Origin of the sequence: Methylobacter sp. Wu1 (assembly GCF_036553575.1) — a bacterium.
Classification (GTDB): domain Bacteria; phylum Pseudomonadota; class Gammaproteobacteria; order Methylococcales; family Methylomonadaceae; genus Methylobacter.
Map to the genome: position 1 here is coordinate 13,445 of NZ_JAZHOC010000075.1, position 26,677 is coordinate 40,121.

19 protein-coding genes are annotated in these 26,677 nt (G+C 53.8%); 11 read left to right on the top strand and 8 right to left on the bottom strand.

Annotated features, from left to right (window positions below):
• Nucleotides 1-118 precede the first annotated feature (118 nt).
• Nucleotides 119-760, top strand: coding sequence for a hypothetical protein (locus tag V2P20_RS17330; protein WP_331820508.1), 642 nt, complete (start codon nt 119-121; stop codon nt 758-760).
• A gap of 111 nt (nt 761-871) precedes the next feature.
• The gene (locus tag V2P20_RS17335; RefSeq protein ID WP_331820510.1) at nt 872-1,906 is read left to right on the top strand and encodes a cytochrome-c peroxidase; all 1,035 of its coding nucleotides are present in this window, start codon (nt 872-874) and stop codon (nt 1,904-1,906) included.
• Nucleotides 1,907-2,062: 156 nt separating this feature from the next.
• Here V2P20_RS17335 and V2P20_RS17340 read toward each other — a convergent pair whose 3' ends face one another.
• Together V2P20_RS17340 and V2P20_RS17345 are read right to left on the bottom strand one after the other, a co-directional pair.
• Nucleotides 2,063-2,644, bottom strand: a complete 582-nt coding sequence (locus V2P20_RS17340) for a DUF3365 domain-containing protein (protein WP_331820512.1) — start codon at nt 2,642-2,644, stop codon at nt 2,063-2,065.
• A gap of 399 nt (nt 2,645-3,043) precedes the next feature.
• On the bottom strand, nt 3,044-3,676 hold the full coding sequence (locus tag V2P20_RS17345; protein ID WP_331820513.1) for a VPLPA-CTERM sorting domain-containing protein: 633 nt from the start codon (nt 3,674-3,676) through the stop codon (nt 3,044-3,046).
• A 400-nt stretch (nt 3,677-4,076) separates the two neighbouring features.
• On the opposite strand from V2P20_RS17345, the gene V2P20_RS17350 reads away from it, so the two are divergent.
• The 3 genes from V2P20_RS17350 to V2P20_RS17360 all read left to right on the top strand — a co-directional run bounded on the left by V2P20_RS17350 (nt 4,077) and on the right by V2P20_RS17360 (nt 7,743).
• Nucleotides 4,077-4,199, top strand: coding sequence for a hypothetical protein (locus tag V2P20_RS17350; protein WP_331820515.1), 123 nt, complete (start codon nt 4,077-4,079; stop codon nt 4,197-4,199).
• Between the two features lie 208 nt (nt 4,200-4,407).
• Complete coding sequence (locus V2P20_RS17355; RefSeq protein WP_331820516.1) at nt 4,408-5,982, top strand: alkaline phosphatase; 1,575 nt, start codon at nt 4,408-4,410, stop codon at nt 5,980-5,982.
• A 27-nt stretch (nt 5,983-6,009) separates the two neighbouring features.
• The gene (locus tag V2P20_RS17360; protein WP_331820518.1) at nt 6,010-7,743 is read left to right on the top strand and encodes a hypothetical protein; all 1,734 of its coding nucleotides are present in this window, start codon (nt 6,010-6,012) and stop codon (nt 7,741-7,743) included.
• 7 nt (nt 7,744-7,750) lie between these two features.
• Here the strand turns inward: V2P20_RS17360 and V2P20_RS17365 are convergent, their stop codons facing one another.
• The 3 genes from V2P20_RS17365 to V2P20_RS17375 all read right to left on the bottom strand — a co-directional run bounded on the left by V2P20_RS17365 (nt 7,751) and on the right by V2P20_RS17375 (nt 10,036).
• Nucleotides 7,751-8,434, bottom strand: a complete 684-nt coding sequence (locus V2P20_RS17365) for a type 1 glutamine amidotransferase domain-containing protein (RefSeq protein ID WP_331820520.1) — start codon at nt 8,432-8,434, stop codon at nt 7,751-7,753.
• A 42-nt stretch (nt 8,435-8,476) separates the two neighbouring features.
• Complete coding sequence (locus V2P20_RS17370; RefSeq protein WP_331820522.1) at nt 8,477-9,160, bottom strand: class I SAM-dependent methyltransferase; 684 nt, start codon at nt 9,158-9,160, stop codon at nt 8,477-8,479.
• A gap of 372 nt (nt 9,161-9,532) precedes the next feature.
• On the bottom strand, nt 9,533-10,036 hold the full coding sequence (locus V2P20_RS17375; RefSeq protein ID WP_331820524.1) for a hypothetical protein: 504 nt from the start codon (nt 10,034-10,036) through the stop codon (nt 9,533-9,535).
• Nucleotides 10,037-10,580: 544 nt separating this feature from the next.
• On the opposite strand from V2P20_RS17375, the gene V2P20_RS17380 reads away from it, so the two are divergent.
• The gene (locus V2P20_RS17380) at nt 10,581-11,792 is read left to right on the top strand and encodes a S8 family serine peptidase (RefSeq protein WP_331820525.1); all 1,212 of its coding nucleotides are present in this window, start codon (nt 10,581-10,583) and stop codon (nt 11,790-11,792) included.
• Nucleotides 11,793-12,241: 449 nt separating this feature from the next.
• Entirely contained in the window at nt 12,242-13,159 is a 918-nt protein-coding gene (locus V2P20_RS17385) for a hypothetical protein (protein ID WP_331820527.1), read from the top strand.
• 110 nt (nt 13,160-13,269) lie between these two features.
• On the opposite strand, the gene fucP is transcribed toward V2P20_RS17385, so the two are convergent.
• Entirely contained in the window at nt 13,270-14,571 is a 1,302-nt protein-coding gene (gene fucP, locus V2P20_RS17390; RefSeq protein WP_331820529.1) for an L-fucose:H+ symporter permease, read from the bottom strand.
• Nucleotides 14,572-14,870: 299 nt separating this feature from the next.
• Nucleotides 14,871-17,060, bottom strand: a complete 2,190-nt coding sequence (locus V2P20_RS17395) for a glycoside hydrolase family 3 N-terminal domain-containing protein (protein ID WP_331820531.1) — start codon at nt 17,058-17,060, stop codon at nt 14,871-14,873.
• A gap of 587 nt (nt 17,061-17,647) precedes the next feature.
• On the opposite strand from V2P20_RS17395, the gene V2P20_RS17400 reads away from it, so the two are divergent.
• The gene (locus tag V2P20_RS17400; protein ID WP_331820533.1) at nt 17,648-21,247 is read left to right on the top strand and encodes an amino acid adenylation domain-containing protein; all 3,600 of its coding nucleotides are present in this window, start codon (nt 17,648-17,650) and stop codon (nt 21,245-21,247) included.
• A gap of 348 nt (nt 21,248-21,595) precedes the next feature.
• Nucleotides 21,596-22,129 carry a hypothetical protein gene (locus V2P20_RS17405; RefSeq protein WP_331820535.1) on the top strand — a complete coding sequence of 178 codons (534 nt, stop codon included), beginning with the start codon at nt 21,596-21,598 and terminating at the stop codon, nt 22,127-22,129.
• 337 nt (nt 22,130-22,466) lie between these two features.
• Here V2P20_RS17405 and V2P20_RS17410 read toward each other — a convergent pair whose 3' ends face one another.
• On the bottom strand, nt 22,467-22,748 hold the full coding sequence (locus V2P20_RS17410) for a hypothetical protein (protein WP_331820536.1): 282 nt from the start codon (nt 22,746-22,748) through the stop codon (nt 22,467-22,469).
• 10 nt (nt 22,749-22,758) lie between these two features.
• Here V2P20_RS17410 and V2P20_RS17415 point away from each other — a divergent pair, with 10 nt between their 5' ends.
• Both V2P20_RS17415 and V2P20_RS17420 read left to right on the top strand, forming a co-directional pair.
• Nucleotides 22,759-25,269 (top strand): TonB-dependent receptor, encoded by a 2,511-nt coding sequence (locus tag V2P20_RS17415; protein ID WP_331820538.1) that lies wholly within the window; start codon nt 22,759-22,761, stop codon nt 25,267-25,269.
• Nucleotides 25,270-25,418: 149 nt separating this feature from the next.
• A complete protein-coding gene (locus tag V2P20_RS17420) occupies nt 25,419-26,618 on the top strand; it encodes a PepSY-associated TM helix domain-containing protein (protein ID WP_331820540.1) in 1,200 nt (399 codons plus the stop codon).
• Nucleotides 26,619-26,677: the final 59 nt, after the last annotated feature.

Below are 26,677 nucleotides of genomic sequence, written 5' to 3' on the forward strand. Positions count from 1 at the left end.
AATAGAGCAGATAAAAAACTCCATACGATCAGATTTCCTGCACAACTGAAGAGCAGCCCCGGCACCAATAAACCGGAGGGCTCACAGGTCGTGCTCCACCCTAGAGAAGAGGTCTGCCATGTATACGAAAAGAGTAAGCTTGTACTTTGCAATCATTATGATGCTTAATCCGTTTTCAGGTTTTGCATGGGCCACTGAGCCGGGCTGGAAGGACGATCATGCTTCGGCATTCTCTTTTCTGTTCGGTAACCATATTGACAGCCACCAGCAGAGCCAATTGCTGGATAACGGCGAAATTCTTGGCTTTCTGTATATTGTCTTCACCGGCGAGGTCACGCCCGAAGGCTATCCTGTGGCGCATCATTGCGGTGAGGATACGCCCTCCCGCGACTGCGTGATCGGCTGGTTCCTGCATGGCAAACCCGGACAGGCCACGTTTCTCTACCATAATGCGGACCATCCCGTCTGGCTGGTAGACAGCCGCAACGATATCCCGCAACCCGGCAGCTATGCGCATTTTCACTGGATCACGGACCAGAGCACTGATCCGCGCCCTGTCTCTGATCCTCGCTGCAATGCGATGATGCCCGAGGAACTTGAGCCGGGAGCCAGCTGCCCCGGCTATTTTCTGGAGCTCAAGGCCTTAAAAAGATTTGCCTTTCAGCATGGCGGCGAACGGATTCTGGTCGATCCGGGCGTCGATATTGCCACCCATATGAATATCGTCGCCAGCGTGCCGGAGGGCGGCCGCAAGCATTAAGCCTAGTTGCCGTCAGAGTGACGACCTGGATCGCTTCATCGAATTTTGCCATCTGAACCAGCGCCGCAAGAATTGATCAAACACTTTAACCTCAACACAAGGGAGAGCACCATGAAATTACTCAAGAGCGCAGCCTTAATTCTTTTTGGACTCAGCGTCAATGCCGTTGCAGCAGAGGATCTGGTTAAGAAAGCAAGCGATGCGGGCCTTAAGCCTATCCCGCAAAACCATGCCGAACTCTTCAAGCTGATAGACAATCCCGACAATCCGATCAACAAGGATAAGCTTGAACTGGGCAAAAAGCTCTATTTTGATCCCAGACTCTCCAAGAGCAGCCTGATCAGCTGCAACACCTGTCACAACCTGGCCATGGGCGGTGTTGACGGCATTCCTGCGGCCATCGGCCATAAATGGCAGCATAATCCCCATCACCTCAACTCGCCGACCGTCTATAACTCGGTCTTCAATGTCAAGCAGTTCTGGGACGGGCGAAGCCCGAGTCTGGAAGAACAGGCTACAGGCCCTATTGAAGCGGGTCCGGAAATGGCCATGCCGGCGGGACTGGCTGTGGAGCGCATTTCCTCTATCCCTGATTATGTGAATAGCTTCCGGAGAGTCTTTCCCGGGCAGCAAAATCCAGTGACGCTGGAAAATATCGGTAAAACGATCGGCGCGTTTGAACGCACGCTGGTCACCCCCTCCCGGTTTGACGCCTTTATGCACGGCGACGACGACGCCTTGAACGCCAAAGAGAAAGAAGGCCTTAAAGTCTTCATCGACAAAGGCTGCACATCGTGCCACAACGGCGTGGGTATAGGCGGCGGCTCCCTGCAAAAATTCCCTGCCGTCAAACCCTATAAATACGCCAGCCTGGGCGATTTCGTAGGGGATGCCAGCGGGATGGTCAAGGTACCGTTGCTCAGGAACGTCGCCGAAACCGGCCCTTATTTTCATAACGGCGCGGTATGGGATCTGAACGAGGCGGTCAAAATCATGGGAGAAACCCAGCTGGGCATCAACTTGACTGACCAGGAGGCAAACAGCATCGTCGCCTTTCTGGACAGTCTCACCGGCAAGAAGCCTGACGTGCATTACCCGGTGCTTCCCGCTTCTACCGCCAAAACCCCGAAACCCCAGGCTGACTGATGCCGGGGGAACGGCATTCATTACGCCCGTATCACTTGGCTTGATGACCAGGCTGTCTTGATTGAATGGCCTGGTCCAGTGTCAGAAAGCGCATCGACGGCAATTGATGCGCTTATCCTGTTGGCGGCAAGATTATCTGCACGAAGCGGCCTATAACTACATGCGCCGCTTGATCGATATGGCGCCGCGTATCTCGCCGGCCTTGTAACCGGTCGCCTTGTCTTCCGGATATTCCTTCGCCAGTACCGCCTTCACGCCTGCCGGGATGTCGTTCGGCGCTCCGTGGCATTGTAGGCACATCGGCTGGGTCGGTATCGCTTTCATATACCGGAACCAGCGCCCCTCAGGCGCCTGAACGATGGCGATCTTTTCTATCTCGGCGGCAGGCTTGCCATCGTGAAATTCTCTGTCGAAATCTTCCAGGACTTGTCGCTCCCATTCATCCGGCAATCCTACTAACGGATTGCGGTTCTTCAGGGAGACGCGCTTGACCACCCGGCCGTCTTTCGAATAGCCGGCCGCGATCTTCGGCGCGATACGCTTGCAGATGCCGATCGCGCTTTCCGCGTTGCCGGCTTCCAACTGTTTTTTCAAAGTGCCGCCCAATGTCTGCATGAATTCCTTTGCGATGTTGCGGCTTTCCTCCAGCATTTGATTCGTTTCGCTATCTGCCGGCCCGGCAAACGAAGTCGCCGAAACGATGAAAATCAACACACTTTTTGCAATGAATTTAGGCATTTTTCTTCTCCTGGTATTGAATATTCGTTATAACCCTAGGTAATCCGGCAGCCAGAACGCGCTGAATCAATCGGCTCATTCAACAAGCCGTTTAGACAGCTCAGCCGGTATTTCATCACTTTTTTTATCTGTACTCGATTCGATGTTTAATACGTTATCGTTACGGCCTGGGAGAACATACAGAAAGCGCGCCCGAGTGTTCGGTCGATATCTACCGGAAATGGCATTGGCAGTATTGCAGCCACTCTTGGGCCGGCCATGACCTGCCGCTGGATGACGGGCCATGGGTGGCGCCAAATTGAAGGATTGTGGATAGGCGCCAGCTTCAGCGGACAGGGAAGACCATAAAAAACCGCCTGCGGCTTACCCGGCAGGCAGGTATATGGTGCGGCAATAACGTTATGCTGCAGCTTGAGCGCGTTTGCGATTAAAACCCAGCAATCCGGCCAGGCCCGAACCAAACAGCCAGACAGCCGCAGGAATCGGAACTTGAGACACTGAGGCATCAACAACGATGTTATCCAGTTGCAGGAATGGCCCGGGTGTAGTCAGAGGCGTCCAGGAAACCTGTGAAAGGCCGAATTGATTAAATGTGAAAGTTTGCAAGCCTACCAGATTATCCAGGGTAACAGTGGTTTGAAGAGTTGAAGAATCACCAAACAGGAAATTAAATTGAACATCTTCTGTTGCCCCGTTGTTGTAGACATCCGCTAAATCAATGGAATTAAAATCAAACAGACCTCCGCCGATTTTTGTGAAGGTCATCGTTGAGCCGCCATAATTGTGGCTAAGGGTATTGCCTCCCGGGTCGGCATTATGTTGAGACCACCAGTTACCTATATTGTTACCCCAGAACACGAGGCCATCATGGTTATTTTTACTGTTGGATATCTGGAAGCCATCCTCTTGGTAAGGATTGCCATTTCCAAAATGGGAACTTGGGTCGACATCGAAATCAATAACGGCAGCCTGCGTGGCATTCATCCCGAATAGAGTCGAAAAGAGTACAGCAGAACAAAATATCTTCTTCATTATAATGCCCTAAATAAACAACAACTTTAACCCCCACTATTTGTTTTTGGTCTTAGTAGGCTGAATAGAAGAATATCAGCTTAGTCAATACTCGTCTATTATTTTTGTGACGAGCTTCACATTAATTTATTTGCCTAATTGATTTCATAATTCAATTAGTTTGTACAACCGCCTCAGTAAGCAATATCTAACGCAAGGAATCAGTAAATATTGAAAATAGGGTAATTATTATTGAGTGGAGTGGACGATAAGAGATATTAGGGTAAGCGCAGCCATGCATCACAGTGAGCATCTTTTCAGCAATCCTGTCAATCTGTCATAAAACTGTCACCTGTTTGTCACGGAATTTACTCGTAAATTGATTATTCTGTCTGGATTTACAGTGAGCGAGGATAGCCAGATGAATAAGTTACAAAAAGATATTTTTACCGGTCTATTTGTCATTGCCGCCGCTTTCGGTTTGATTTACGGTCAATTGATAGCCTTTATGAGTATCGCTCAGCAGTTTATGGCTAACAATTAGGCTGATGCTTTTTTGAAACCCATCAGGATTTAACCATTGATATTACGCAATACTCATCAAAATCTTATTAAGACTGCTAATATCTATATGGACGTAATGGGTATGACCGCAATTGGCAATGACACGGGAGTTTCTTCATGCTATTTGCAGCAAAAATGCCTTATCCACTGTCTCGCTCAATTAACGCACAAGCACCACAAAGTATCACATGCTGAAAGTCTGGATTTATTGCTTATTAACCCTTGTCCTGTCAGGCTGCACTCCGGCGGAAAACATCAGGCCGGAGAGGGCGGCGGTCAAAAACGTGATCCTGATTATCGGCGACGGCATGGGCCCGCAGCAGGTCGGCTTGCTGTTGTCGTATGCGCGGCAGGCGCCTCACAGCGTGATCGACGACCGGATTACGGCGTTAGACCGCATGATGGAGCATGGCCGGCTGGGCATCTCCATGACCTATACGGCCAATGCCCTGGTGGCCGATTCGGCTGCATCGGGCACGCAGCTGGCGACAGGGCGGCCGGCCGGTCCGGAAATGCTGGGGCTGGACCAGGACGGCAACCGCCAGGAAAACATCATCGAAAAAGCCCGGCGCATGGGCAAGTCTACCGGGCTGGTTTCGGACACGCGCATGACACATGCGACGCCTGCCGCATTTGCCGCGCATCAGGCGCACCGCAGCCAGGAAAATGATATCGCCGAGGATTTGCTGGCCGCGCAGGCCGATGTCATGCTGTCCGGCGGCCTGGATTACTGGCTTCCGAGCCAGGGAGCGACGCCGCTGCTGCAACTGATCGGCAACGGCCTTGCCGTCAAATCAAAACGCAATGACAACAAAGACCTGTTGAAACAGGCCGAGCAGCAGGGTTATGCTCTGGCCTTCAATAAAGCTCAGCTGCAACAGGCCAAAGGCAAAACGTTGGGTTTATTTGCCAACTCCGCCATGCCGGACGGCATTACTGAAACGCGGCTTAGAGAGGATGTGAGTCATGCGCAGCCCACGCTGCGCGAAATGTCGGCCAAGGCGTTGGATATCCTGGACGACAATGAACGCGGCTTCTTTCTCATGATTGAAGCAGGACAGATCGACTGGGCCTCTCATCGCAACGATACGGGCCTGCTGCTGCACGAAATGCTGCGCTTCAATGACATGCTGAATTACGTGCTGGACTGGGCGGCAAACCGGCAGGACACGCTGATCATCGTTACGGCCGATCATGAAACAGGCGGTTTCGGTTTCAGCTATTCGGCCGAGAACATCCCGCAACCGCGCAAATTGCCCGGCGCCGTCTTCGCAAACAGCCAGTTCCAGCCCGGCTTTAATTTCGGCAGCCCCGAGGTGCTCGATAAACTGTACGCGCAACAGCTCAGCTATCACGATATTTTTAGACAGTTCGACGCCTTGCCTTTGCCGCAGCAGACGCCGTCAAAACTCGCCGAACTGGTCAATCGCTACACCGAATTCAAGATTACCGAGGCACAAGCCGTGGACATTCTGGCGACCGAGGACAATCCGTTCTTTCATGCCGGCCATAGCGCCCTCGGCTCCAGGCGCGTGCCCAGGATGGATAGCAACGGGGCGTTTTTCGTCTATCAGCAGGACAATCGCGAAAACCTGCTGGCGCGCGCTGTTGCGGCCAGTCAGCAAGTGGTCTGGGCGAGCGGCACGCATACCAGTACCCCGGTCTATGTGTTTGCGCAGGGGCCGGAAGCCGGCATGAAACCTTTTGCCGGAATTCTACATCATACGCAGGTAGGCCGACTGATCAGCGATGCGTTGTATTGAGCCGAACCGACGCTACAGGAGATACCATTGACAGCATATTCTTATCGCTTTTTTGCAGTTGCCGTGACTGTCCTGAGCCTGGCGGCGATAAGTTATAGCGCTTTTTATTGGGGTGATTCAGGCAAACCCGAAGCCTTTAAGCTGGTCGGTATCTTCCCGTCCGAGCCCCGTACTGCGGTGGTTTTTGACGAGAGAATCCTCGCATCGCCCTTGCTGGATATATCTCAAGGCCGGCCTTTGCTGATTGTCGCGGCATCGAACGGCATTGTTGCGGTTCAGGATGCCGACACAGGCGCGCTGGCGTGGCAGATTGCAGTGCCTGTTCCCGATGGCCAGCAGGTGGAGATCGCTTCAACGCCGGCGTTGATCGGCGACAAGCTGGTCGTGCTTTATCAATGTCTTGAACAAGGCCGGCGCACGAGCCACCGTATCGCCGTTATTGATCTGGCCCGACGACAGGTGCACAAAAATTTTCCGGTGCTGACTTTATCGGCAGAACTGCCGACAGCTGACGGCGCCGCCTCCGTAAAATTCAATCCGCCTACGGCTTATTCGCACGCGGCGGTCAAGCATGCGGTTAAACCGGGGGCCGAGCTAGGCTTTGTTTATGCATCCTTTGGCAATGCAGGCGATACTCAGCCCTTTCACGGCTGGATTTTCGAAATCGATATGGATGCCTGGCAGCAACAAGGCGCGAAGCCGGCAGTCAGCAGTGTGCTGGTGACAACGCCGGAGGCCGAATGCCCGATCACGACGGTTTATGGAGGAACAACCGAGATGATCTGTGGCGGCGGCATCTGGACGCCGGCCGGCCCGCAGATTTATCAGACCGGCGATGGCTTTGAACTGCTTGCGACGACAGGCAACGGGCAGGTGGATCTGGGTCGGCGCGACTACGCCAATGCCGTGATGCGCTTGAAGCCGGGACTGCAGTTCGACCCCGGCTGCGATGCCCGGTTGTGCGCCAATTTCAATCCTGGCAATCCGTCCACGGACTGCATTGCATCCTGCAAGAATCTGTTCATACCGCGCCTGCCCGATCATAGCGCTCCATTGCGGCCGCACGGCGGCGAGTGCGACGATAAAACCTTTTGGGAATGCCTGGCTCGCATGGATTATGATCTGGGCTCAAGCGCGCCGGTAAAGGCAGCGCTGCAAAACGGCGCCTCGGTGCTGGTGCAGCCGGCCAAGGATGGCGGCGTCTACCTGATTGATGCGGACCATCTGGGCAGGCAATACGACCGTTTGCAGATCGTCGATCTGTGCGGCACGGCGGACGATGGCTGTACAGCGCCCTGGCGGGGCATGATAGTCACGCAGCCGGTCATGGCTTATATCGACCGGACGCCCGTTGTCGTTATCGCCACGTTTGTCTCCGACAAAACGCATCCGGCAGGCTTGGTCGCCCTAAAAATCGTGCTCGAAAAAGGCCGGCCGCAATTCAGGCGGCTTTGGCAGTTTCCTGATCCGAAAACACCGGAAGCCGTGCAGGCTTTCAGGAGTCATCCCAGTTTACCGGTCATCGCTTCATCAGGTAAAAAGGGCGAGCCCTATGTCTGGGTGGTCGATATTGAACGGCATGGCGTCATCTACGGCGTGCGCCTGAAAGACGGCGCGCTGGCGGCCAAAGGCATCATGCAAGGCACAGGCCGTCCCTTGTCCATGCCCATTATCCACGATAATAAGCTTTATATCGCTTCCGATGAGCCGGGCACGAACAAATTCATGATGGAAGCCTATCGGATCGAGCCGGTCGACTAGGCGGCATTCAAGCTGCACGGAGCAGCTTCAGCAGCGCTTGTGCGGCGGGCTCCGACGAGGCCGGGTTCTGGCCGGTCACGAGCTTGCCGTCCACCTCGATATAAGGCGCCCAGTCAGCGGCCCTGCCGTAAATGGCGCCCCGCTCCTTCAGCCGGTCTTCCAGCAGGCAAGGCACGACGGATGTCAAACCTACCGCATCTTCTTCAGTGTTCGTAAACCCGGTTACGCGCCTGCCTTTGACGAGGTACTTGCCATCTTTACCACGTACATTAATAAGCGCAATCGGCGCATGGCAGACTGCCGCGACGGGCTTGCCGGCCTTCAAGAAATGCTCGATCAGAGCGATGGCGTCGGCGTTGTCGCATAGATCCCACATCGGGCCGTGGCCGCCGGGGAAGAAGACGGCGTCGAAACCGCCCGCCGACACGTCGGCCAGCTTTTGCGTGCGGGCAAGCTCGGCCTGCGCGGCGGCATCTTTATGAAACCGTCTGGTGGCCTCGGTCTGGTTCTCGGGCAGATCGCTTTTCGGATCGATCGGCGGCTGGCCGCCCTGGGGCGATGCCAATGTGATCGTCGCGCCGGCATCCTTCAGCACGTAATAGGGTGCGGCGAACTCTTCCAGCCAGAACCCCGTCTTTTCGCCCGTATCGCCGAGCCGGTCATGGGACGTGAGTACAATCAGAATCTTCATAGCAAATCTCCTGCTGTCTGGTTGACCAGATTGTTAAAACCATTAGACCGGCTCGATAAGCAACATTTCATTGCCGCCCCGTTGAAATTCATAAGGGACGCGCCTGATCCCTGCGCCAAAGCCCTGGCTTTCAAGGCATTGCATTATGAATTCCAGATGGGGCGAGCGGGTTCCGGCCAGCGTCAGCAATGGAAATACTCGCACTTGGCGGGCTACGCGCAGCATTTCCTTTAAAGCCTGAAGGTGAAATTCGGGCGATAAATGGTCGCTGTACAGGAACAGGAAATGCGATGACAGCGCGATATCGAAGCTGCCGTTTGCAAACGGCAGAGACGGTAATTCCGCGGCAATATAGCGGCCGTCACTTTTGCCGCTTTCGTAATCCGACAGGAACGCGTCCATGGCGGACATGCGGACGCGTCCGAGCTCTTCAACCGAAGCGATGGCCTTCCAGATGTAGTCGGCCTGGTTCTTGCGCATTTGCGCCATTATCGTTTCATAAGTCGCCAGGATGCGGCTTTTGATCTGCGCCGCGTCAAATGCATAGATCGGATCGACTGAAATGATGCGGCCGCCGCGCCGGCTCAGTTCCGCATTGAAGCCGGCCGGACCGTCGCCGCAACCGAGAATGCCAAGTTTTAATTCGGTCTCCGTAAGATCGAACATGGCGATATATTCCTCATAGGAACGTCCCCAAGGTACGATTTTTTCCAGTATTAAGCCCATTGTCGTCATTTATTTAATTAAATAACTGATGCTACGCAGTTAGTTGAGGTTTAATAAAGTATCGCTAGCGCGACGGTTTTATTTGATCGGGTTTATCGCACCCGAAGGCGAATTGCTTGCTTTTAACAGCCTGTGTAGGCTGGGTTGGAGCTTTAGCGGAAACCCGGCATGGGCGGCCAAAATGCTGGGTTTATCAACCCCGCCTACCGCCGCTAAAAGCGCCGGTGTTCGGCGCGGCAAACGGGAAAAGGTGCCCGTCGTAACATCAGTTAAATAATGAGGAATTTTTGACTGCCTTGCAGTTGCGGCAAAAAGCCTGATAACGAGGGTTTAGCGCTTTTTGCCGCGCGAGAAAGGACTTGGGCGTTACTGCTACCTAGCCACTACCGGGCAAGGGGCGAATTCGCAAGAAGGCGGCTGACGGCTTACATAAGAACCATCGGGGCAGATTTTTACGTCCATCGTGCAGAAAGTGGAATCGCTGCCGCCGCCGACATTGCCGTTGTCAGCTGTCCCGCAGCTTGGGGCGAGTTCTACATTATAGAAGGTTCCTGCTTTGGGGCTGATCGAATGCAATTGATCGATAAAAGCGTCAAACTCTGCATCATCTGTATTGAAGCCCGCTTCGGCGCACAGGGACAAATTGCCTTCGACGGGAATAGGCAGGCCGGCTCCCGGACTATTCACAATGAATTTATCGACAGTCTTATTGGCGACCGCATGGCCGATGACCTGACGGACTGTCTGCACAGCGGCTTCATCGAGAGCACCGCCGATGCTGCCGATGGAGACATTAACCGCACGATTTTCAGCAAAGGCTGATGCGCTGATCGACAGCGCCGATCCGAGCAAAAGCAGGCAAGCATAGTTCTTCATTTTTATTTTTCCTTTAGAGATTGAAAAACAACAAGTTGAATAGGTCCTGGTTTGAAAAGCCGGCAACGACAAGGCCAACTCATGGCGAATGTTAGCAAACAGGGAAGCGATGTCAAAAAAGATTCGATTATTTGCGGACAGCATCTCGGCCGCTCTGATGTTCGTTCTTTGCCTTATGCCTGCTCATCATGTCGGGTTATATCAGGCAGCGGGGAGATGAACTGTCAGAGAAAAAGGTCAAGGACGGTATGGATCGAATTTTTCGAAACAATCATTCTTTTTTTCTTGTCTATAACGGCTGAGATGACGCAACCACGAAGACGCAGGCCGTGGTCTATTCAATGGTACTTGGGCTTGGAGTAGCCCCGTCAGTACTTAAACCTTAATTAAAACAAAGAAGCCAATGAAAAAGTATTTGTGTTTAGGGTTGCTCGCTGCGTGTCAAATGGCCTCTGCCGAAGAGCTTATGTCTATCGGGGAACAAGTAAGCAAGGCGTGCACTGGGATTAAAGATGAACAATCAGGCAAGGCGTGCATTGAGGCTGTGACCGAACAAGTAAACAAGGTGCGCAGCGAAATTATAGAAGGCTCTTACATTGTGACCCTGAATCCGGACGAACCGGAAATAACGGATCTATTCGCCGAGGTTCAGAAAAAATTAGAAAATGCGGCACAGCTTGCCAAAATTAAGGAAGACTTTGCGGTTAATCTGGGTATTGACGGGATTGTAGAAAATATCTTTTCGTCTACTCATGCCGTCCACATCAAGATGAATTCTTTTGAGGCTCAGCTGTTGAATAAGGATAAGCGCATACTCAGAATTGAGCCGGATCTGATGCTGCGCGTCCAGAATGAACAAGTCGAGCCCGGGTGGGCGTTGGACAGAATCGATGGCGACACTGCAGCGCTTGATAATTTCTATCATTGGAACGCCAACGGCGCCGGCCGGACCATCTATATTCTCGATACCGGCGTCAATACCAGCCTGCCCGAGTTCGGGGGCCGGGCCGTTACCGTTTGGGATGTCAATGACCCCGACCACAAAACACCAACGTGGGGCCAGGATTGTAATGGTCATGGGACAGCGGTGGCCGATGCGGCCGGAGGAAATCTCTTCGGAGTCGCAAAAGGCGTATCGATTATCTCGGCCAAAATAACCCATGGCTGTTCAGATACATCCAGTTTATCTACCCATCTGTTCGCTTTCGATTGGCTGGCCAAAAATGCGCCTGCCGGCACCATTGTGAACTGGAGTAACGGGGCGAAAGCCGTGGACTGCAACGTTCCGGTCATCTCAACCGCACTGGAAGACGCTATGCGGGCGGCTTACAGGCATGGCGTAATCATTGTGGTGTCGGCGGGGAATGATGGCTGTGATACGGCTAACTACTCGCCGACCCGGATAGATGAGGTGTTTGTGGTCGGCGCTACCGGCAGTGCTTTATTGTCGTCCGGCAAGGATGCCAAATGGCCCAAATCGCGCACAGGCCGGCAGATCGATTTATTTGCGCCGGGACAAGATGTTCCTTTGTATGGACATGACGGCGCGCTCTATGCCTGGAGCGGCACATCTGTCTCCGCGCCCTTTGTGAGCGGACTGTTTGCTATCGGCTGCCAGCTATACCCCAGCTATTGCGCTCAACCGAAACGGGCTTTTGACGGACTGAAGAGCGCCATGACGCCCAACACGGTCACCAACCCGGACGGCACGCCTTTGACGGGCGCAACGTCTTTAATGATTAAACAAGCATGGTGAGCTTTTTGTTGAACTAATTGTTCGGGAGTTTTTTGTAAGCGTAACCAGTACAGTTAAGCCACATTTTTTGTCTGGCAATATCGGCCGGTTTATTGTCCGGGGCCTGATTTTGCGGAAAATATACGAGGCAGTGATCGGCTTCTTTCAACTATCCTGAAGAAGCAACCGCAACCATCCTAACACGGGCCATGATCTTCTAACGAGTGATATAATCTTTTTTCCTTTTCGTTCTTGATAAAAGCTGGATGTTTTGAATTGTCAAACCAAGCGATTTTATGCTTTTCCATTAACAATTCGACGGCATGCTGGTTCAACCCGCAGCTGGGTAAAAGGAATACTGGAGCTGAGACGGGGCAACTCCAAGATGCGATCGTAGCCTGTTTAAGGTCGCTGTAGCTTGGACCCAGCCCTATCGGTACTATAAATATAAAAAAGGCACAACGAGACAAATGAAAAAATATCTATTTTTAGGCATGCTTGCAGTGTGTCAGGCAGCCGTTGCCGAAGACGGTCAGCCTGTCGGTGAACAAGCAAGCAGCGGGATTATAGAAGGATCTTATATTGTCACGCTGAATCCGGACGATCCGGAAGCGACAAGTTTATTCATTGCGGCTCAGGAAGAATCACAAAACATGGAGCAATCAGCCAAGATTAAGGAAGATTTTGCGGATAAGCTGGGTGTTGATGGCGTTGTGGAACATATCTATCCGTCCATTTATGCCGTGCACATCAAAATGAATTCCCTTGAAGCCAGTTTATTGAGCGACGATAAACGGGTGCTCAGAATTGAGTCGGACCAAATGATCGGCATAGGATCTACTTCGGCAGAAAATTTGTCTGGGGGCGATTACCCGACGTATCAGGACGGCATCCTGACGATTCCGCGCGTCGATACGCCTGAGCGGCCCGGCAATTACCTGGATGCGACGTTCAAACAAGTCGACCAGAACCTATGGGAACTGCAGGGCTATAAAACAGCCAATGAATACCCGTTGGCAAAAGCGCCGATCGGACAGGTTAAGCTTGTGGTCACTGATTCCTTTCCTGTCCAGGTGTTTTTGAACATTCAAGGCATGCTTACCAGCGGCTGTCATGACTTAGGGCAAATCAATCAACGCCTGGTGGGCAACCGTTTCGAAGTGACGGTCCATGCCGAATATCCTGACTTGCCGCTCGGCTCTTATGCTTGCACGGCAAGCATCAGGTATTTTGAGAAAAACATTCCCCTGGCCGTTTATGACTTGAATGCGGGCAACTACGAATACAGCATTAACGGCGGTGACTACACCGGCACATTCACACTGGCCAAGGATAACCGGTATCCGTTAACCAGTCCCAACCTGTTGCCGGTTGAGCTCGCTCAATAATAACCTGTTACGTTAAACCGGGATAATAATCCTAAACATTGGCAGGGCTGCCGTAACTGCGATAGCCCTGCCAACTTTTCATCTTGTCGAATTTAAAAGCCGACATCAGCTTAAGCTACAAGCCTATGGCCTTTCCAGCCGTAATAAGCGATATATAAATAGCAGAGGACAGGAATGAAGAAAGCCTGCTGGATGCCGATCCGGTCGGCGAACAGGCCCTGCACAACGGGAATGACAGCGCCGCCGACGATGGCCGCGCATAAAATCCCGGAGCCCTGGCCGGTGTGCTTTCCCAAGCCGTTGACTGCCAGAGAAAACAGCGTCGGGAACATGATGGAGTTGCACAGTCCTACGGCCAGAATGGACCACATGGCCAAAGGGCCGGCGCCGACCATGCTGGCTACAACCAGGACGGAGGCGGCCAGGGCATTGAACGCCAGGACTTTGCCGGGCTGGATATTGCGCATGACGATCGCGCCGGCGAACCGACCGACCATGGCGCCGCCCCAGTACAGCGACACGTACTTCGCCGCCTCGTGCTCGGCCAGTCCCGAAATATTAGGCTGAGCCAGATAATTGACCAGAAAGCTGCCGATAGAGACTTCCGCGCCTACATAAATAAAGATGCCGACCGCGCCCAGGATCAAATGACGATAGCCCCAGGCGCTTTCGCGAAAGGCGTCATCGGTGATGTCCAGAGCATGGGCTTCGGCGGGCTCCACTCTGGGCAATTTGATCGCGGCAAAGACGCCGGCAATCAAAAACAAAACTGCGGCCAGCAGCAGATAGGGATGCTGCACGACGGCCGCCTGCGCCGCCTGATAGGCCGACAGATCCCCGGCGTTCAGCAACTTGATTTCATCGGCCGTTTTGACGGCGGCGGACAGGATGAACAAGGCGCCGAAATAAGGCGCGATCGTCGTGCCCAGGGAATTGAAAGCCTGTGTCATCGTCAACCGGCTGGAGGCGGTTTCCGGTTGGCCGAGGATGGTCACATAAGGGTTGGCCGCGACCTGCAGCAGAGTGATGCCGGAGGCCAGCACGAAGAAGGCTGCCAGAAACAACGGGTAGGAATGCTGGCCGGCCGCCGGATAAAAGAGCAGGCAGCCCAGGCCGGCTATGGTCAGGCCGGTAATGATGCCGCCCTTGAAGCCGATTTTTTCAACCAGATGGCCGCTGGGCATCGAAACCACGAAATAAGCCGTAAAGAAGCAGAACTGGATCAGCATGGCCTGTGTGTAGTTCAGCGTGAATACCGCTTTCAGATGCGGAATCAGGATATCGTTCAGGCTGGTGATGAAGCCCCAGATGAAAAACAGCGATGTCAGTACGGCCAGGGAGCCGAAATAAGGGTTTTGGGTATTGTCTGTCAGTTTGTCGGAGGCCATTGGGGTATGGGGTATATTCGCCATGCTTGTATCCTGCTTGTTAATAGGTACCTGTTATATAAGCTTAAAGGATTTCACCACGAAGAACACGCCGTTGTAAGGTCGAATTCATTCGACCCGGGACAAACGCCCGTGCACTGCAGCCGGACGGGGCATGTTGCCCCGTCCGAAACGTTTGATGCTGGTTAAGCGCATTTCCTTAACCCTGACATTGCAGAAACGCTAGGGATGGGGTAACAAACCCCGTCCCGCTTGAGTACATTTTTAGCGTTGCGGAGCCGATAAACGCCGAAGAAGGTACGCAATGCATACCCTACGGCCTGCTATTCCGTTACGGAAAAACCGGCCGTTTCATTGCCGACCATCACCTTAAATTCGCCGGGCTCGACGATGCGCTTCATGTCGATGCCGATAAATGAAAGATCGCGCGGCGTCAGGGTAAAGCTCAGGCTTTGCTCCTGCCCCGGTTCCAGTTCGACCTTTTTGAAGGCTTTGAGCTGTCTGGCAGGCCGCGTCACGGAGGCCGCGACATCATTGAGATAAAGCAGCACGGTTTCCTTGCCTTTCAGCGTGCCGGTATTTTTGACGCTGACATGGACAGTGACGTTTTCGCCCATTTTAATCTGGCTCTTTTCCACGCTCAGGCCGCGGGTCTCGAACGTCGTATAGCTCAGGCCATGGCCGAACGGGTAGAGCGGTTTGTAGGTGTTGAACTCGAATGATTCGGTCGGCTTGTGATCGTACGGCACGATGTCGTTGGTGTTCCTCGGATAGCTGATGGGCAGCTTGCCGTTGGGGTTATAGTCGCCGTAGATAATGTCGGCGATGGCTTCGCCGCCTTCCATGCCCGGCAAAAAGCCCAGGATCACGCCGGGCACTTTGTCGGCAATGGCCGTGATGACGCGCGGGCGGCCGCCCAGCATCAGCAAAATGACCGGCTTGCCGGTCTCGATCACGGCGTTGGCCAGATCGGTTTGCTTCTGGTCGAGCATCAATGAGTCGATATTGCCCGGCGTTTCCGTATAAGGTTTCTCGCCCAGGGCCAACAGGACATAATCGTGGTTTTGAGCTTCGGCGACGACTTTATCGGTATCGATCGGATCGTCAAACGCCTGGCCGCCGACATAGGTCACTTTGCTGGCCGACTTTTTTTGCAGGGCTTCGAAGACAGTCAGCTTGTCCTGCGGATACAGGCTCTCGCTGTCGCCCTGCCAGGTAATGGTCCAGCCGCCGTTCATGACGCTGAGCAGATTGGCGGTGGGTCCCGCGACCAGAATCCTGGCGTCTTTTTTCAAGGGTAGTATATGGTTGTCGTTTTTGGCCAGAATGATAGCTTCGCGCGCGGCCTGACGGTTCGTCTCCACGGCCTCGGGCGTGGCGAAATTGCCTTCGACGGGCAAAACCGGCCTTTCCGGATCGAACAGCCCGGTCTGGAACTTGACGGTCAGAATCCTCGACACGGCTTCGTCTATGCGCGACATCGGCACTTCACCGGATCGAGCCAGCTCAACCAATAAGTCATAAAAAGTAAAATCAAACGGCACCATGCTCATGTCCACGCCGGCCATCACGGCGATCTTGACCGCTTCTTTCGGGGTGGCGGCCAGCTTGTCGCGCGTATAAAGGCGCTTGATGTCTTCCCAATCGGAGACGGTGAAGCCCTTGAAGCCCATTTCGCCGCGCAGGATCGTGGTCAGGTACTGATAGTTGGCATGGCCCGGAATGCCGTCGACTTCAGACGAATTGACCATGACCGTCGGGGACCCCGCCTGCACGCCGGCTTCGAACGTCGGCAGGAAGTATTCGCGCAGCATGCGCTCGCCGATCCAGGCCGGCGTCCGGTCCTTGCCGTTGATCGGAAAGCTGTAGCCGACATAATGCTTCAAGCAGGTCGGCAGTTTGTCGGGCGCCGAGAAATCATCGCCCTGATGGCCTTTGATATAGGATGTGCCCATGACAGAGGCCAGATGCACGTCCTCGCCGTAAGTTTCCCACAAGCGCGGCCAGAGCGGCTGCCGGCCGATATCCATGACCGGCGAGAAATTCCATTGCAGGCCCGATGCGCGCACTTCGCGGGCCGTTATCTCGCCTTCCTTGAAGCTCAGTTCGGGATTGAAAGTCGCGGCCATGCTGATGGCCTGCGGAAACAGCACGGCGCCTTGCGTATAAGTCGCGCCATGGATCGCGTCAATGCCGTAGATGACCGGGATTTTCAGGCGCGTTCTCTGTGAGGCTTCCTGTATCGCGGCCGTTATTTTCCGCCAAGTCCCGATCGGAGCCGCTCTGTTGGCGGGAGTGAAAGGTACGTTCAGGATGGAGCCGACATGGTGATTGATCACGGTATCTTCCAGTCTGGTCCGGTCGATCGGGGGCTCTTCGCCTGATGCGGCAGGCGTGCCCACGACGCTGAAGTCGATCTGCGTCATCTGCCCGGCTTTTTCTTCCAGCGTCATTTGGGACAGCAGTTCTTTCACTTTATCTTCAATGGCTTCGCTTGCGGCATGCGTATTCATGGAGCACTCCAATAGGGCAAACAGGGACAGGATTAAAATGCTACGTTTTGCTTTCAACTTTTTTCCTTGCTAATTCAGTTGATTAAGCCGCTATAAGGCTGCGGCTTGCTTTGGGAATGAACGCCTGTCATGGACGGCAGTTCGAGGGCAGTAAAAAGTCGGGTGGTGTACCCATAAATTTTATTGTAACCGATGTTATGCATGCGCGGTTTATCCCGTTTGCAGTGAACCCACAGTTTTTTCGGCGTCCGCAGGACCATGGCTGTTAACCAGCCAATAAATGGCTCGTACAGCTAGCCATAACCGGAGTAAGGGTAAGGGAATTTTGAGGCGTCTATTTTTGAACAGAGAGGGCTGCATTGAGGCGCAGCTTATCCTGCGGATGCACAGGCGATCGCTTTGACCGAACGACTGCAAAAGCAAGGCTTGAGCTCGGAGACGCGGGTGGTATTTAATAAGCCGACAGGGGGCGAACTGTCGGCCGCCATAAGCGAAAGCAGGGCCAGAGTTTTTGATATACTGCTCAAACTCATACTGGACTTTTTTGAACAATCATTAACCTTCACCTTTTACAAGGAGTTTCGTCTATGGACGTGCTAGAAGTGCTTGCCTACTTGCAGGAAAAAGATATTGCCGTCAGCGCCAATGATGCCGAATTAATCGTACGCGCACCGCAAGGCGCTCTCAATGAAGGCATAATGGCGCTCCTGCAGCAGTATAAATGGGAGCTGCTGCTCCTCCTTCAGGACGACCAGGACGACCAGGACGATCAGGCGGCAAGCGAAACTGACGCACAGACGGCGCAACCGGTCATAATCACGCCCGACCAGCTGACGCTGGTCAGCCTTACACAGGACGAGATCGATCTGATTGTCGGCAGTGTGCCGCAGGGCGCGGCCAATATCAAGGACATCTACCCGCTGGCCCCGTTGCAGGAAGGCATCCTGTTCCATCATTTGCTCGAACCCCAGGGCGATACGTATCTGACGCGTTCGGTCATCCTGTTTGACGACCGCCCTAAGCTGGATGATTTTCTGGGCGCCTTGCAGACCGTTATCGACCGGCACGATATCCTGCGCACATCCGTGCGCTGGGCCGGGCTGTCCAAACCCGTTCAGGTCGTGCATAGCCGGGCGCCGCTGCCGGTTGCGGAACTGATGCTGGCCGCAAATGCCGACATACAGCAGCAATTGCTCAGCCATACCGATCCGCGCCACCTGCGGCTGGATTTGCAGCGCGCGCCGCTGCTTGCCGCCTACATCGCCGCCGATCCGCATTCGGCTGCCTGGTGGCTGGTGCTGCTGAACCATCGCATGACGTGCGACAGCTACACGCTGCAGCTGATCATGGCAGAAGTTCAGCGGGTGCTTCAGGGACAAGGGGATCGTCTGCCGGAACCTGTGCCCTATCGCAATTTTATCGAACAGATACAGGCGACTTCACGGGTTGGACACGAAATCTACTTCAGGCAGCAACTCGGCGATATCGATGAGCCGACCGCGCCTTTCGGCCGGCTGGACACAAAAGCGGACGCCGGACAGGCCGGCGAGGCGGTTCTGGCCCTGAGCGACGATCTGGCCCAGCGCATCCGCGACAGTGCCCGACAGCACGGGGTCAGCGCCGCGGCCCTGTTTCATGTGGCCTGGGCGCAGGTTCTGGCCCGGTGCAGCGGGCGCGATGACGTCGTTTTCGGCACGGTGCTGTCCGGCCGGCTTCGGGGTTCGGCCGGCGCTGACCGGGGCATCGGCATGTTCATCAATACCTTGCCGGTACGCATCCCGCTCGCCGGCGCCAGTGTCCGGCAGCTGGTCAAATATACGCACCAGTGCCTGAATGAACTGCTGCTTCATCAATACGCTCCGCTCTCGCTTGCGCTGCGCTGCAGCGCCTTGCCGCCGTCGGTGCCGCTGTTTACCGCATTGCTGAATTATCGTCATGCCATTATCGCAGCCGCTCCGGATAAATCCGGCGGCATGCGCGTTGTCAGCTGCGTGGAACGCACCCATTATCCCTTTACCGTTTCGGTAGACGATTTGGGGCAGGGCTTCACGCTGACCGCGCAATGCGCGTACGGCATCGACCCAGCCCGCATCAACGATTATCTTCACACCGCCATCGCAGGGTTGGCCGAAGTATTGGCTCAGGCCCCCTGGCGCCTGGTCATGGATTTCGACATCCTGCCCGCAGCGGAGCGGCGTCAGCTCCTGGTCGATTTCAACGCGACGGCGGCAGTTTATCCGCGGCACAAGTGCCTGCATCAGTTATTCGAGGAGCAAGTTGAAAAAACGCCTGATGCCGTTGCCGTCGCGTTTGAAGAACAGGCCTTGACCTACGCCGAACTTAACGCCTGCGCCAACCAGTTGGCCCATTACCTGCGATCGAAGGGCTGCGGCCCGGAGATGCCGGTCGGACTCTGCGTTGAGCGCGGCCTGGAGATGATGGTGGGCCTGCTGGGCATCCTGAAGGCCGGAGGGGCCTATGTGCCGATCGATCCTCAGTATCCCGAAGCGTGCATTGCCCACATGCTGGACGACGCGCGCATCGCTTTGCTGCTCACCCAGGCGCGGCTGGCGGCGGCATTGTCCTGCTACACGCAGGCTATCGTTTATCTGGATAGCGACTGGCCGGCCATTGCGCAATGGCCGGCCGACAATCCGTCGCCATGCAATCATCCGCTCGATCTGGCCTATATCGTCTATTCCTCCGGCTCGACGGGTCAGCCCAAAGGCGTCATGGTCGCGCACCGCAACGCCGTGCATGCCACGACTGCGCGGTTTGCGGCCTATCAGGCGCCGGTCAGTGCTTGCCTGCTGCTGTCCTCGTGCGCGTTCGACAGCGCCGCCGGCATATTCTGGACCTTGGGGCAGGGCGGATGCCTGTGCCTGCCGGGCGAATACAGCAATACAGATCCGTCAGCGTTAGCGGCGCTGATCGAAAGGCACCAGGTCTCGCATGTGCTGGCCTTGCCGCATTTTTACGCCTTGCTGCTCGATCAGGCCCGGGTGCCGTTGCATTCCCTGAAAACGGTCATCGTCGCGGGCGAATTATGTCCAACCGAAGTGGTCAGGCGACACTGCGTCGTGCTGCCGCATGTGGCGCTATACAATGAATACGGGCCGGCCGAAGGCTCGGCGTGGAGCAGTGTCCACCTGGATGATCCGGATCGGCCTTTGCCGATCGGCAGGCCGGTCAACAATGTGCGGCTTTATATTCTCGATAAAATCGGCCAGCCTGTGCCGCTGGGCGCGGCCGGCGAACTCCATATCGGCGGAGAGGGCGTGGTCAGGGGCTACCTGAACCATCCCGAACTGACCGCGGAAGCGTTCGTTCCCGATCCGTTCCGGAATGACGGCGGCCGGTTGTATAAAACCGGCGATCTGGCGCGTTATAGGCCTGATGGCAGCATCGAATTTTTAGGCCGCATCGATAATCAGGTGCAAATCCACGGCTTCAGGATTGAGCCGGGGGAAATCGAGGCAAAGCTTATGGAACAGCCCGGCGTGGATGAGGCCGTTGTTCTCGTGCGTGAAGACCAGTCCGGCAACAGGCGGCTGGTTGCCTATGTGGCCGCCCGCGACAGCGGGGAGGTGATCGAGGATGTCCTGCGCAAGGCTATCGGAGAGCGCTTGCCTTACTATATGCAGCCTTCGGTCTATGTATTTATGGAGAGCTTGCCTTTGAACGCAAACGGCAAAATCGATCGAAAAGCGCTGCTTACGCCTGAAAACTATATCACGGCTATGGATAAGCGCGGCGATAGCCTCAGCGATTCCATAGAACAGGCCTTGGCCGCTATCTGGATGGAAATCCTCGATACCAAGACTGTAGGGGGCAATCAGAGTTTCTTTGAGCTGGGCGGCCATTCAATGCTGGCTATGCAGGTCATCGCGCGCATTCGGGAACAGTTCGGCATCAAGCTTGCCATAGACGACATTTTCCATAAACCGACCATAAAGGAACTGGCGGCGCTGATCGTGCAAATGCAGGTCGAGCAATTGACTGTCACTGACATATCGGCGCTGTTGGGGGATATACAGCAGCTTGTTTCGGAAAGCGACAATGAAGGATTCGACGGCGTTGATCCTATAGGGCAGAGCGAACAATTGACCGAGGCTGATGCGTCGACGCTATTGGCGGAAATAGAGCGGCTGACCCATGAGCAAGTGGGCTTTATGCTTAAATTTTAAGATATACCTGGTCGCCCACAAAAATAATGGCTAGAGACGGACAAACTGATAGGGACGGTTTCGCCTCTCAAATCCAAGACGACAATGGAAAATTCATTTCCGATCCATTCCGGAATGACGGCGGGCGATTGTATAAAATCGGTGACTAGGCGCGATATCGGACTGGTGGCAACATCGAATTTCCGGGCGCATCGATGACATGCTGGCAGATGGGCGAGGCTATCTCTTAATGATGCGGTAAACAGATATTAATTGTGTTGCTGAATGCAGTGAGAGAGTCCTTTCAAGCAAGTTTGATAGCCAAAATTAAGGATCTGATTAATGTATTATAGTAATACGCGTACTTTCATGATCAGACTGCAAAGCTTGATCTCTAATAAACTTAAGAGGGCGGTTGTTCTTTTCTTACTCATATTTCCCTTTGTTGTGCCGGCTGGAGGCACAGCTGAACAGGAGAATACGGATAATGCTGAGCTGGTACCGTTGATACAGCATTTGAGCAATCTGTTTTTCGATGGAAAATTAACGGTAAATGACCTTCAAAATGCGTTAGTCGGCACGGCTGAACAGTCAGGGAATAAAGAATCATGGTATATAAACAGTGACAAATACAAAGTAAGAGTTACTGCAGAAGCTCAAACAGATGGCTCGGCAGTTAATGAACTGCAACTCTACCCCAACAATACTGAGCAGCTGGAACTCAAAGATCTTGAAAGCATATTCGGAGATTCGCGAGTGTTCGTGCGAAGCATAAATACATGGGTTGAATTTGATTCCAGGAGAAGCAAAAATGATAGAAAAGTCGCAACCACTGCGAAGCTTTATGCCCCACCGGAAAATAATGTATCACCCGTTTTAACGGTTAAGCTTAGATTAGAATAAACATTGCTTTGTTTGCATTAAATGTAACCACGATCGGATTCGAATAAGTAATTACATTTTTCCTTTTGATATTCAAGTGAGCGCCACCAGTGCGTATTTTTCTGAAGCAAGTATCCCAGCCATTCCAAGGTTGCTTCTATGCCTGCATAACGACGCTTATCCTTTTCTGATAGCGTACTAAGGATTCGGTTAAAAATAACTTTTCGATTTGTCGATGAAATCATGTAGGGGCGAATTCATTCGCCCTGGGCGACTACCAACAGTAGGCGCTCCAGGCGAAGTCGCCCCCACACACTGTTGCTCATCAAAATTCAGGGAAGTTATTTCTCACCTTATCCTAAGATAAAAGCGAAGTACCGGATAACCAGTGGAATAGATAGTTCTTGGATTTTGCATTGAGATGGACAGGCGCCGAAACCATAGAGAGTTTTGCCTTGTCCCCGCTGCTTGCCGCGCGGTTAAAACGTGCCATGCCTATTTTCTGCGCCGCGAAACGTTCGATACGGCAAGCAAGACCATCAGCAAATAATTCCCGACTAGGCAGGTGAGGAGATTGCCTAGCCCGCTCGTCTACTTCCCAATGATGCAGGATAAACGCATCGGTTAATACTAATAACAAAGGGGAGTCCATGATAGACACTGTGATAAGTGCCGATGACGCATCGGCCATGCGAAACCGCGGCCAATTACCGGCCGGCGAACCGGCAATTAATTCACCCTTCCTGACCGGAAAGCAGGCAGCGGGTCTGGCCTTGATGCTGACATTATGTCATGCCGTGCCGGGCCAATCCGCAGAGCATGATAAAAATAAGGTGTTCCGCTTCGACATTCCGGCCGGGAACATGGCTTCGGCTTTGACGGCCTTTTCGGAAGCAACGGACATGCAATTGAGCTATCCATCCGTTCTGGTCAGGGATGTCAAATCTGAAGCGGTGTCCGGTCATTATACGGCGGATCAGGCGCTGCAAAAACTGTTAGCGGGTTCCGATCTTACTTACCGTCATACCGGCAACGATGTGATTGCGCTGGCAGCGAAAGAAAGCGATTCTCTTCAGCAAAGTTTACCAACAGCGGCAACCACTTTAACGGCGGTGACGGTGGTAGGGAAAACCGAGGCAGACGAAGATCCAATGGCTTACAACGTCCCTAATGCCACTACCGCCACAAAAATGGACATACCGATCATGGACACGCCAGTCAACATCCAGGTCGTGCCCAAAGCGATCATGGACGATCAGCAGGATATCAAGATTGAGGATGCGCTGACCAAAAACGTCAGCGGTGTGCAGCGAGCGTATGCCTTCGGCGACCTCTACGAAGAGTTTACTATTCGCGGATTCAGTACCAAACACTCCATTTACCGCAACGGCTTGCGGCGTTATACCAATTTCTTTGACCCGGCCAATATTGAGCAACTCGAAGTGGTGAAAGGCCCTGCGGCGGTGCTGTATGGTCAGATTCAACCGGGCGGCATGGTCAATATTGTCACCAAAAAGGCGCTGGACAAGCCTTATTACGCACTGCAACAGCAATTCGGCAACTATGACCAGTACCGTACGACGGCCGAAGCGACTGGACCAATTGATGAGAGCGGCACTTTGAAATACCGTCTCGACCTGGCCTATCAGGATCTGGGTTCATTCAAGCGCTTTGTCAATGACGAGCGGGTTTTTATCGCTCCCACGCTAAGATGGACGCCCAATGACCGCTTTGAGGCCAATTTCGAACTGGAATATAAATTCGAAGATCGCGTCAACGATTTCGGCATCCCCGCCATCGGTAATCGCCCGGCTCCGGTACCGTTGAATACCTTTCTGGGTGATGGCGCGAAAGGGCCAAAAATGAATTCGGTAGTGGTCGCTTTCGACTGGGCATTCAAGCTCAACGATGATTGGCAGATCAAAAACCGCTTCCTGCACGAAGACTGGGATATCGATTACTTCGACGCCCAGCCCAATTTCATGATTAACGATAGGGAACTGGCGAGGTTTGCCGTTACGGGACAGGCCTTCCATGAAACGTACGCTACCAATCTGGATCTGCTCGGCAAATTCGATCTGTACGGAACCGAGCATAATGTGCTGGTCGGCGGCGATTATTCCCGTCGTTCCCGGGAGGCCGGCGACAATCGCTTTTCCTGCTGCAACGGCAGCACAACGGTGCCGCCTATCGATATTTTTAACCCGAGATACGGCTTGATCGATCACGCCGTACTTAATGCGTCGCCTTTCGATTACGCCATAAAGCAAAAAGAAGAATGGTTTGGCATCTATTTCCAGGATCACATTACCCTGTGGGAGAAACTGCACATTCTCGGAGGCGGCCGTTATGACTGGGCGACTTTTGGACAAGGGAGCGATCCTGTAAATGGTAGTTTCGCCCAGGCTACGGCTAACTATACTGATCAGGAGAATCAGAAATTCAGCCCGCGGGTCGGCATCGTGTATCAGCCCGTGGACTGGCTGTCTCTGTATGGCAACTGGACAGAATCCCTGGGCAGCGCCAACACGGGGACGGCCTTTGGCAATCAGCAATTCAAGCCTGAGATCGGCGAGCAGTTCGAGGGCGGCTTTAAAACCGAATTTTTCGATCAACGCCTGTCCAGCACGGTGGCCTATTACTATCTGACCAAAGACAATCTGAAAGTGCCCGATCCGGAGCATAGAGGGTTTCAGATTGAGGCAGGTACAGCGCGCAGTCAGGGCATCGAAGTGGATGTCAAGGGGCAGGTCACCGAGCAATTCGATCTGGTCGCGACCTATGCCTTTACCGATGCGCGCATGATTGAAAATGGCGGCAATGCCAATGGCGTTCTAGGCAAGCGCCTGGCGAACGTTCCGGAACATCAAGCCAGTTTATGGGGAACCTATCAATTCACGCCGCAATTTCGGGCCGGCGTAGGCGGTGTCGTTGTAGGCGAACGCGAAGGCAATGCCCAAAACACTTATCAATTACCCGGCTACGTGCGCATGGACATGATGGCGGCTTATGTTCAGCCCATAGGCAAAACACGGCTGACCACGCAACTGAATATCAACAATGTGCTGGATAAAGGCTATTACGCTGGCACTGATGGCTTTACCCAGGTGGTCACGGGCAATCCGCTCAGCGTTATGGGGTCGTTAAGGCTGGAATATTAACTACGCAAGTCGGGTTGCAGACTTCCCGCAGCCCGACATTAAATGATATGTTGACCAATATGGATTCTATTACCAGATCTACAAAACGAATAATTGATCACTCTGCTGGCGATGATGGAATTACAGCTCCGCTGCCACATACCCGGCGATTGGGCTGGCTCAAAACCGGCCGCAAATTGTGGCTGAACGTGCATGTCTATATCGCCCTGTCGCTAGGCTTTATTTTTGTCTTGCTCGGACTGACGGGCTCTTTCAATGTGTTCTATTTCGAACTGGAAGAGATAGGGCTTCCTGAAGTCCATAAAGAAGCCCGCGCGCAGCCGCTTTCGCTGAATGACATCATGCGGATCGTTAGGGTCGCCCATCCGCAAAGGCAGGGCACATGGAACCTGCACATGCCCGGCTATAACCGTGATTACTTATGGGCCGAGTATCCAAAACCTGAGGAAACATCGGATGAACTCTTTGCGCCGCTGCAAATAATGATCGATCCGTACACCGGCAGAATCGTCAATGAAACCTTCTGGGGGCGCACCGTATGGAGCCTGGTTTACGAAGTGCACGCCACTTTGCTGATGGGCAAGGTAGATGCAGAAATTGGGAAGGTGATTTTTAAAATCATCTGTTTTCTCGGTGTTTTTATGTTCATATCGGCCTTGTCCGGACTTTACCTATGGTGGCCCAGGGCCGGCAAATTCAGGCAGGCCGTCACCATCAAGCGCGGCGCGAGTCCAGAGCGGCTTGTGTTCGACCTGCACAAAACGGCCGGTTTTTACAGTTCCATTGTATTGCTCATTCTGGCATTCAGCGGTTTTGCGTTCGGCTACCGCGAGCAGATCAAATCAGTAGTCAGTTGCTTTTCAGACGTCAAGGCGGAGCGCTTTAAAGCGCCGGCAGTGGTCAAGTCCGACTATCAGGAGCAGACTGAAACGATTTCCATTGACCGTGCCGTCGCGATAGCCGACCGGATCTTCCCCGGCGCACCGGTGCGCTGGCTGGCGACGCCCGACGGCAAGGAAGGCGTCTACGTCATCGAGAAGCGGCAGGATGGCGAGGCCAGCCGCAGACGGCCGCGCAGCAAAGTCTGGATCGATCAGTACAGCGGCAAGGTGCTGGCGTTCGAAGATCCCAACCGGTTCACGGCCGGCGAAACCTTTTTAAACGTGATGTGGCCGCTGCACAGCGGCGAAGCCTTCGGATTTGCCGGTAGGGTTTTATGGAGTATAGTAGGCGTGATGCCGCTGGTTCTGTACGTTACGGGCCTGATCCGCTGGCTGCAGAAGCGCAAGGCGAAGAAATTGAAGGAAAATCGGGCCAACCCGCCGGCGCTGGCGGGGCGCGGAATCTGAAAGAACCGAGCCGGTAAAAATAATAAAGAACAAAGAGCGCCTGGAAATCCAGGCGCGGC

Coding starts and splice junctions, on each gene's coding strand:
- V2P20_RS17330 (WP_331820508.1), top strand. CDS start 119: ATGTATACGAAAAGAGTAAGCTTGTACTTTGCAATCATTATGATGCTT.
- V2P20_RS17335 (WP_331820510.1), top strand. CDS start 872: ATGAAATTACTCAAGAGCGCAGCCTTAATTCTTTTTGGACTCAGCGTC.
- V2P20_RS17340 (WP_331820512.1), bottom strand. CDS start 2,644: ATGCCTAAATTCATTGCAAAAAGTGTGTTGATTTTCATCGTTTCGGCG.
- V2P20_RS17345 (WP_331820513.1), bottom strand. CDS start 3,676: ATGAAGAAGATATTTTGTTCTGCTGTACTCTTTTCGACTCTATTCGGG.
- V2P20_RS17350 (WP_331820515.1), top strand. CDS start 4,077: ATGAATAAGTTACAAAAAGATATTTTTACCGGTCTATTTGTCATTGCC.
- V2P20_RS17355 (WP_331820516.1), top strand. CDS start 4,408: ATGCTGAAAGTCTGGATTTATTGCTTATTAACCCTTGTCCTGTCAGGC.
- V2P20_RS17365 (WP_331820520.1), bottom strand. CDS start 8,434: ATGAAGATTCTGATTGTACTCACGTCCCATGACCGGCTCGGCGATACG.
- V2P20_RS17370 (WP_331820522.1), bottom strand. CDS start 9,160: ATGGGCTTAATACTGGAAAAAATCGTACCTTGGGGACGTTCCTATGAG.
- V2P20_RS17375 (WP_331820524.1), bottom strand. CDS start 10,036: ATGAAGAACTATGCTTGCCTGCTTTTGCTCGGATCGGCGCTGTCGATC.
- V2P20_RS17385 (WP_331820527.1), top strand. CDS start 12,242: ATGAAAAAATATCTATTTTTAGGCATGCTTGCAGTGTGTCAGGCAGCC.
- fucP (WP_331820529.1), bottom strand. CDS start 14,571: ATGGCGAATATACCCCATACCCCAATGGCCTCCGACAAACTGACAGAC.
- V2P20_RS17395 (WP_331820531.1), bottom strand. CDS start 17,060: ATGAATACGCATGCCGCAAGCGAAGCCATTGAAGATAAAGTGAAAGAA.
- V2P20_RS17400 (WP_331820533.1), top strand. CDS start 17,648: ATGGACGTGCTAGAAGTGCTTGCCTACTTGCAGGAAAAAGATATTGCC.
- V2P20_RS17405 (WP_331820535.1), top strand. CDS start 21,596: ATGATCAGACTGCAAAGCTTGATCTCTAATAAACTTAAGAGGGCGGTT.
- V2P20_RS17415 (WP_331820538.1), top strand. CDS start 22,759: ATGATAGACACTGTGATAAGTGCCGATGACGCATCGGCCATGCGAAAC.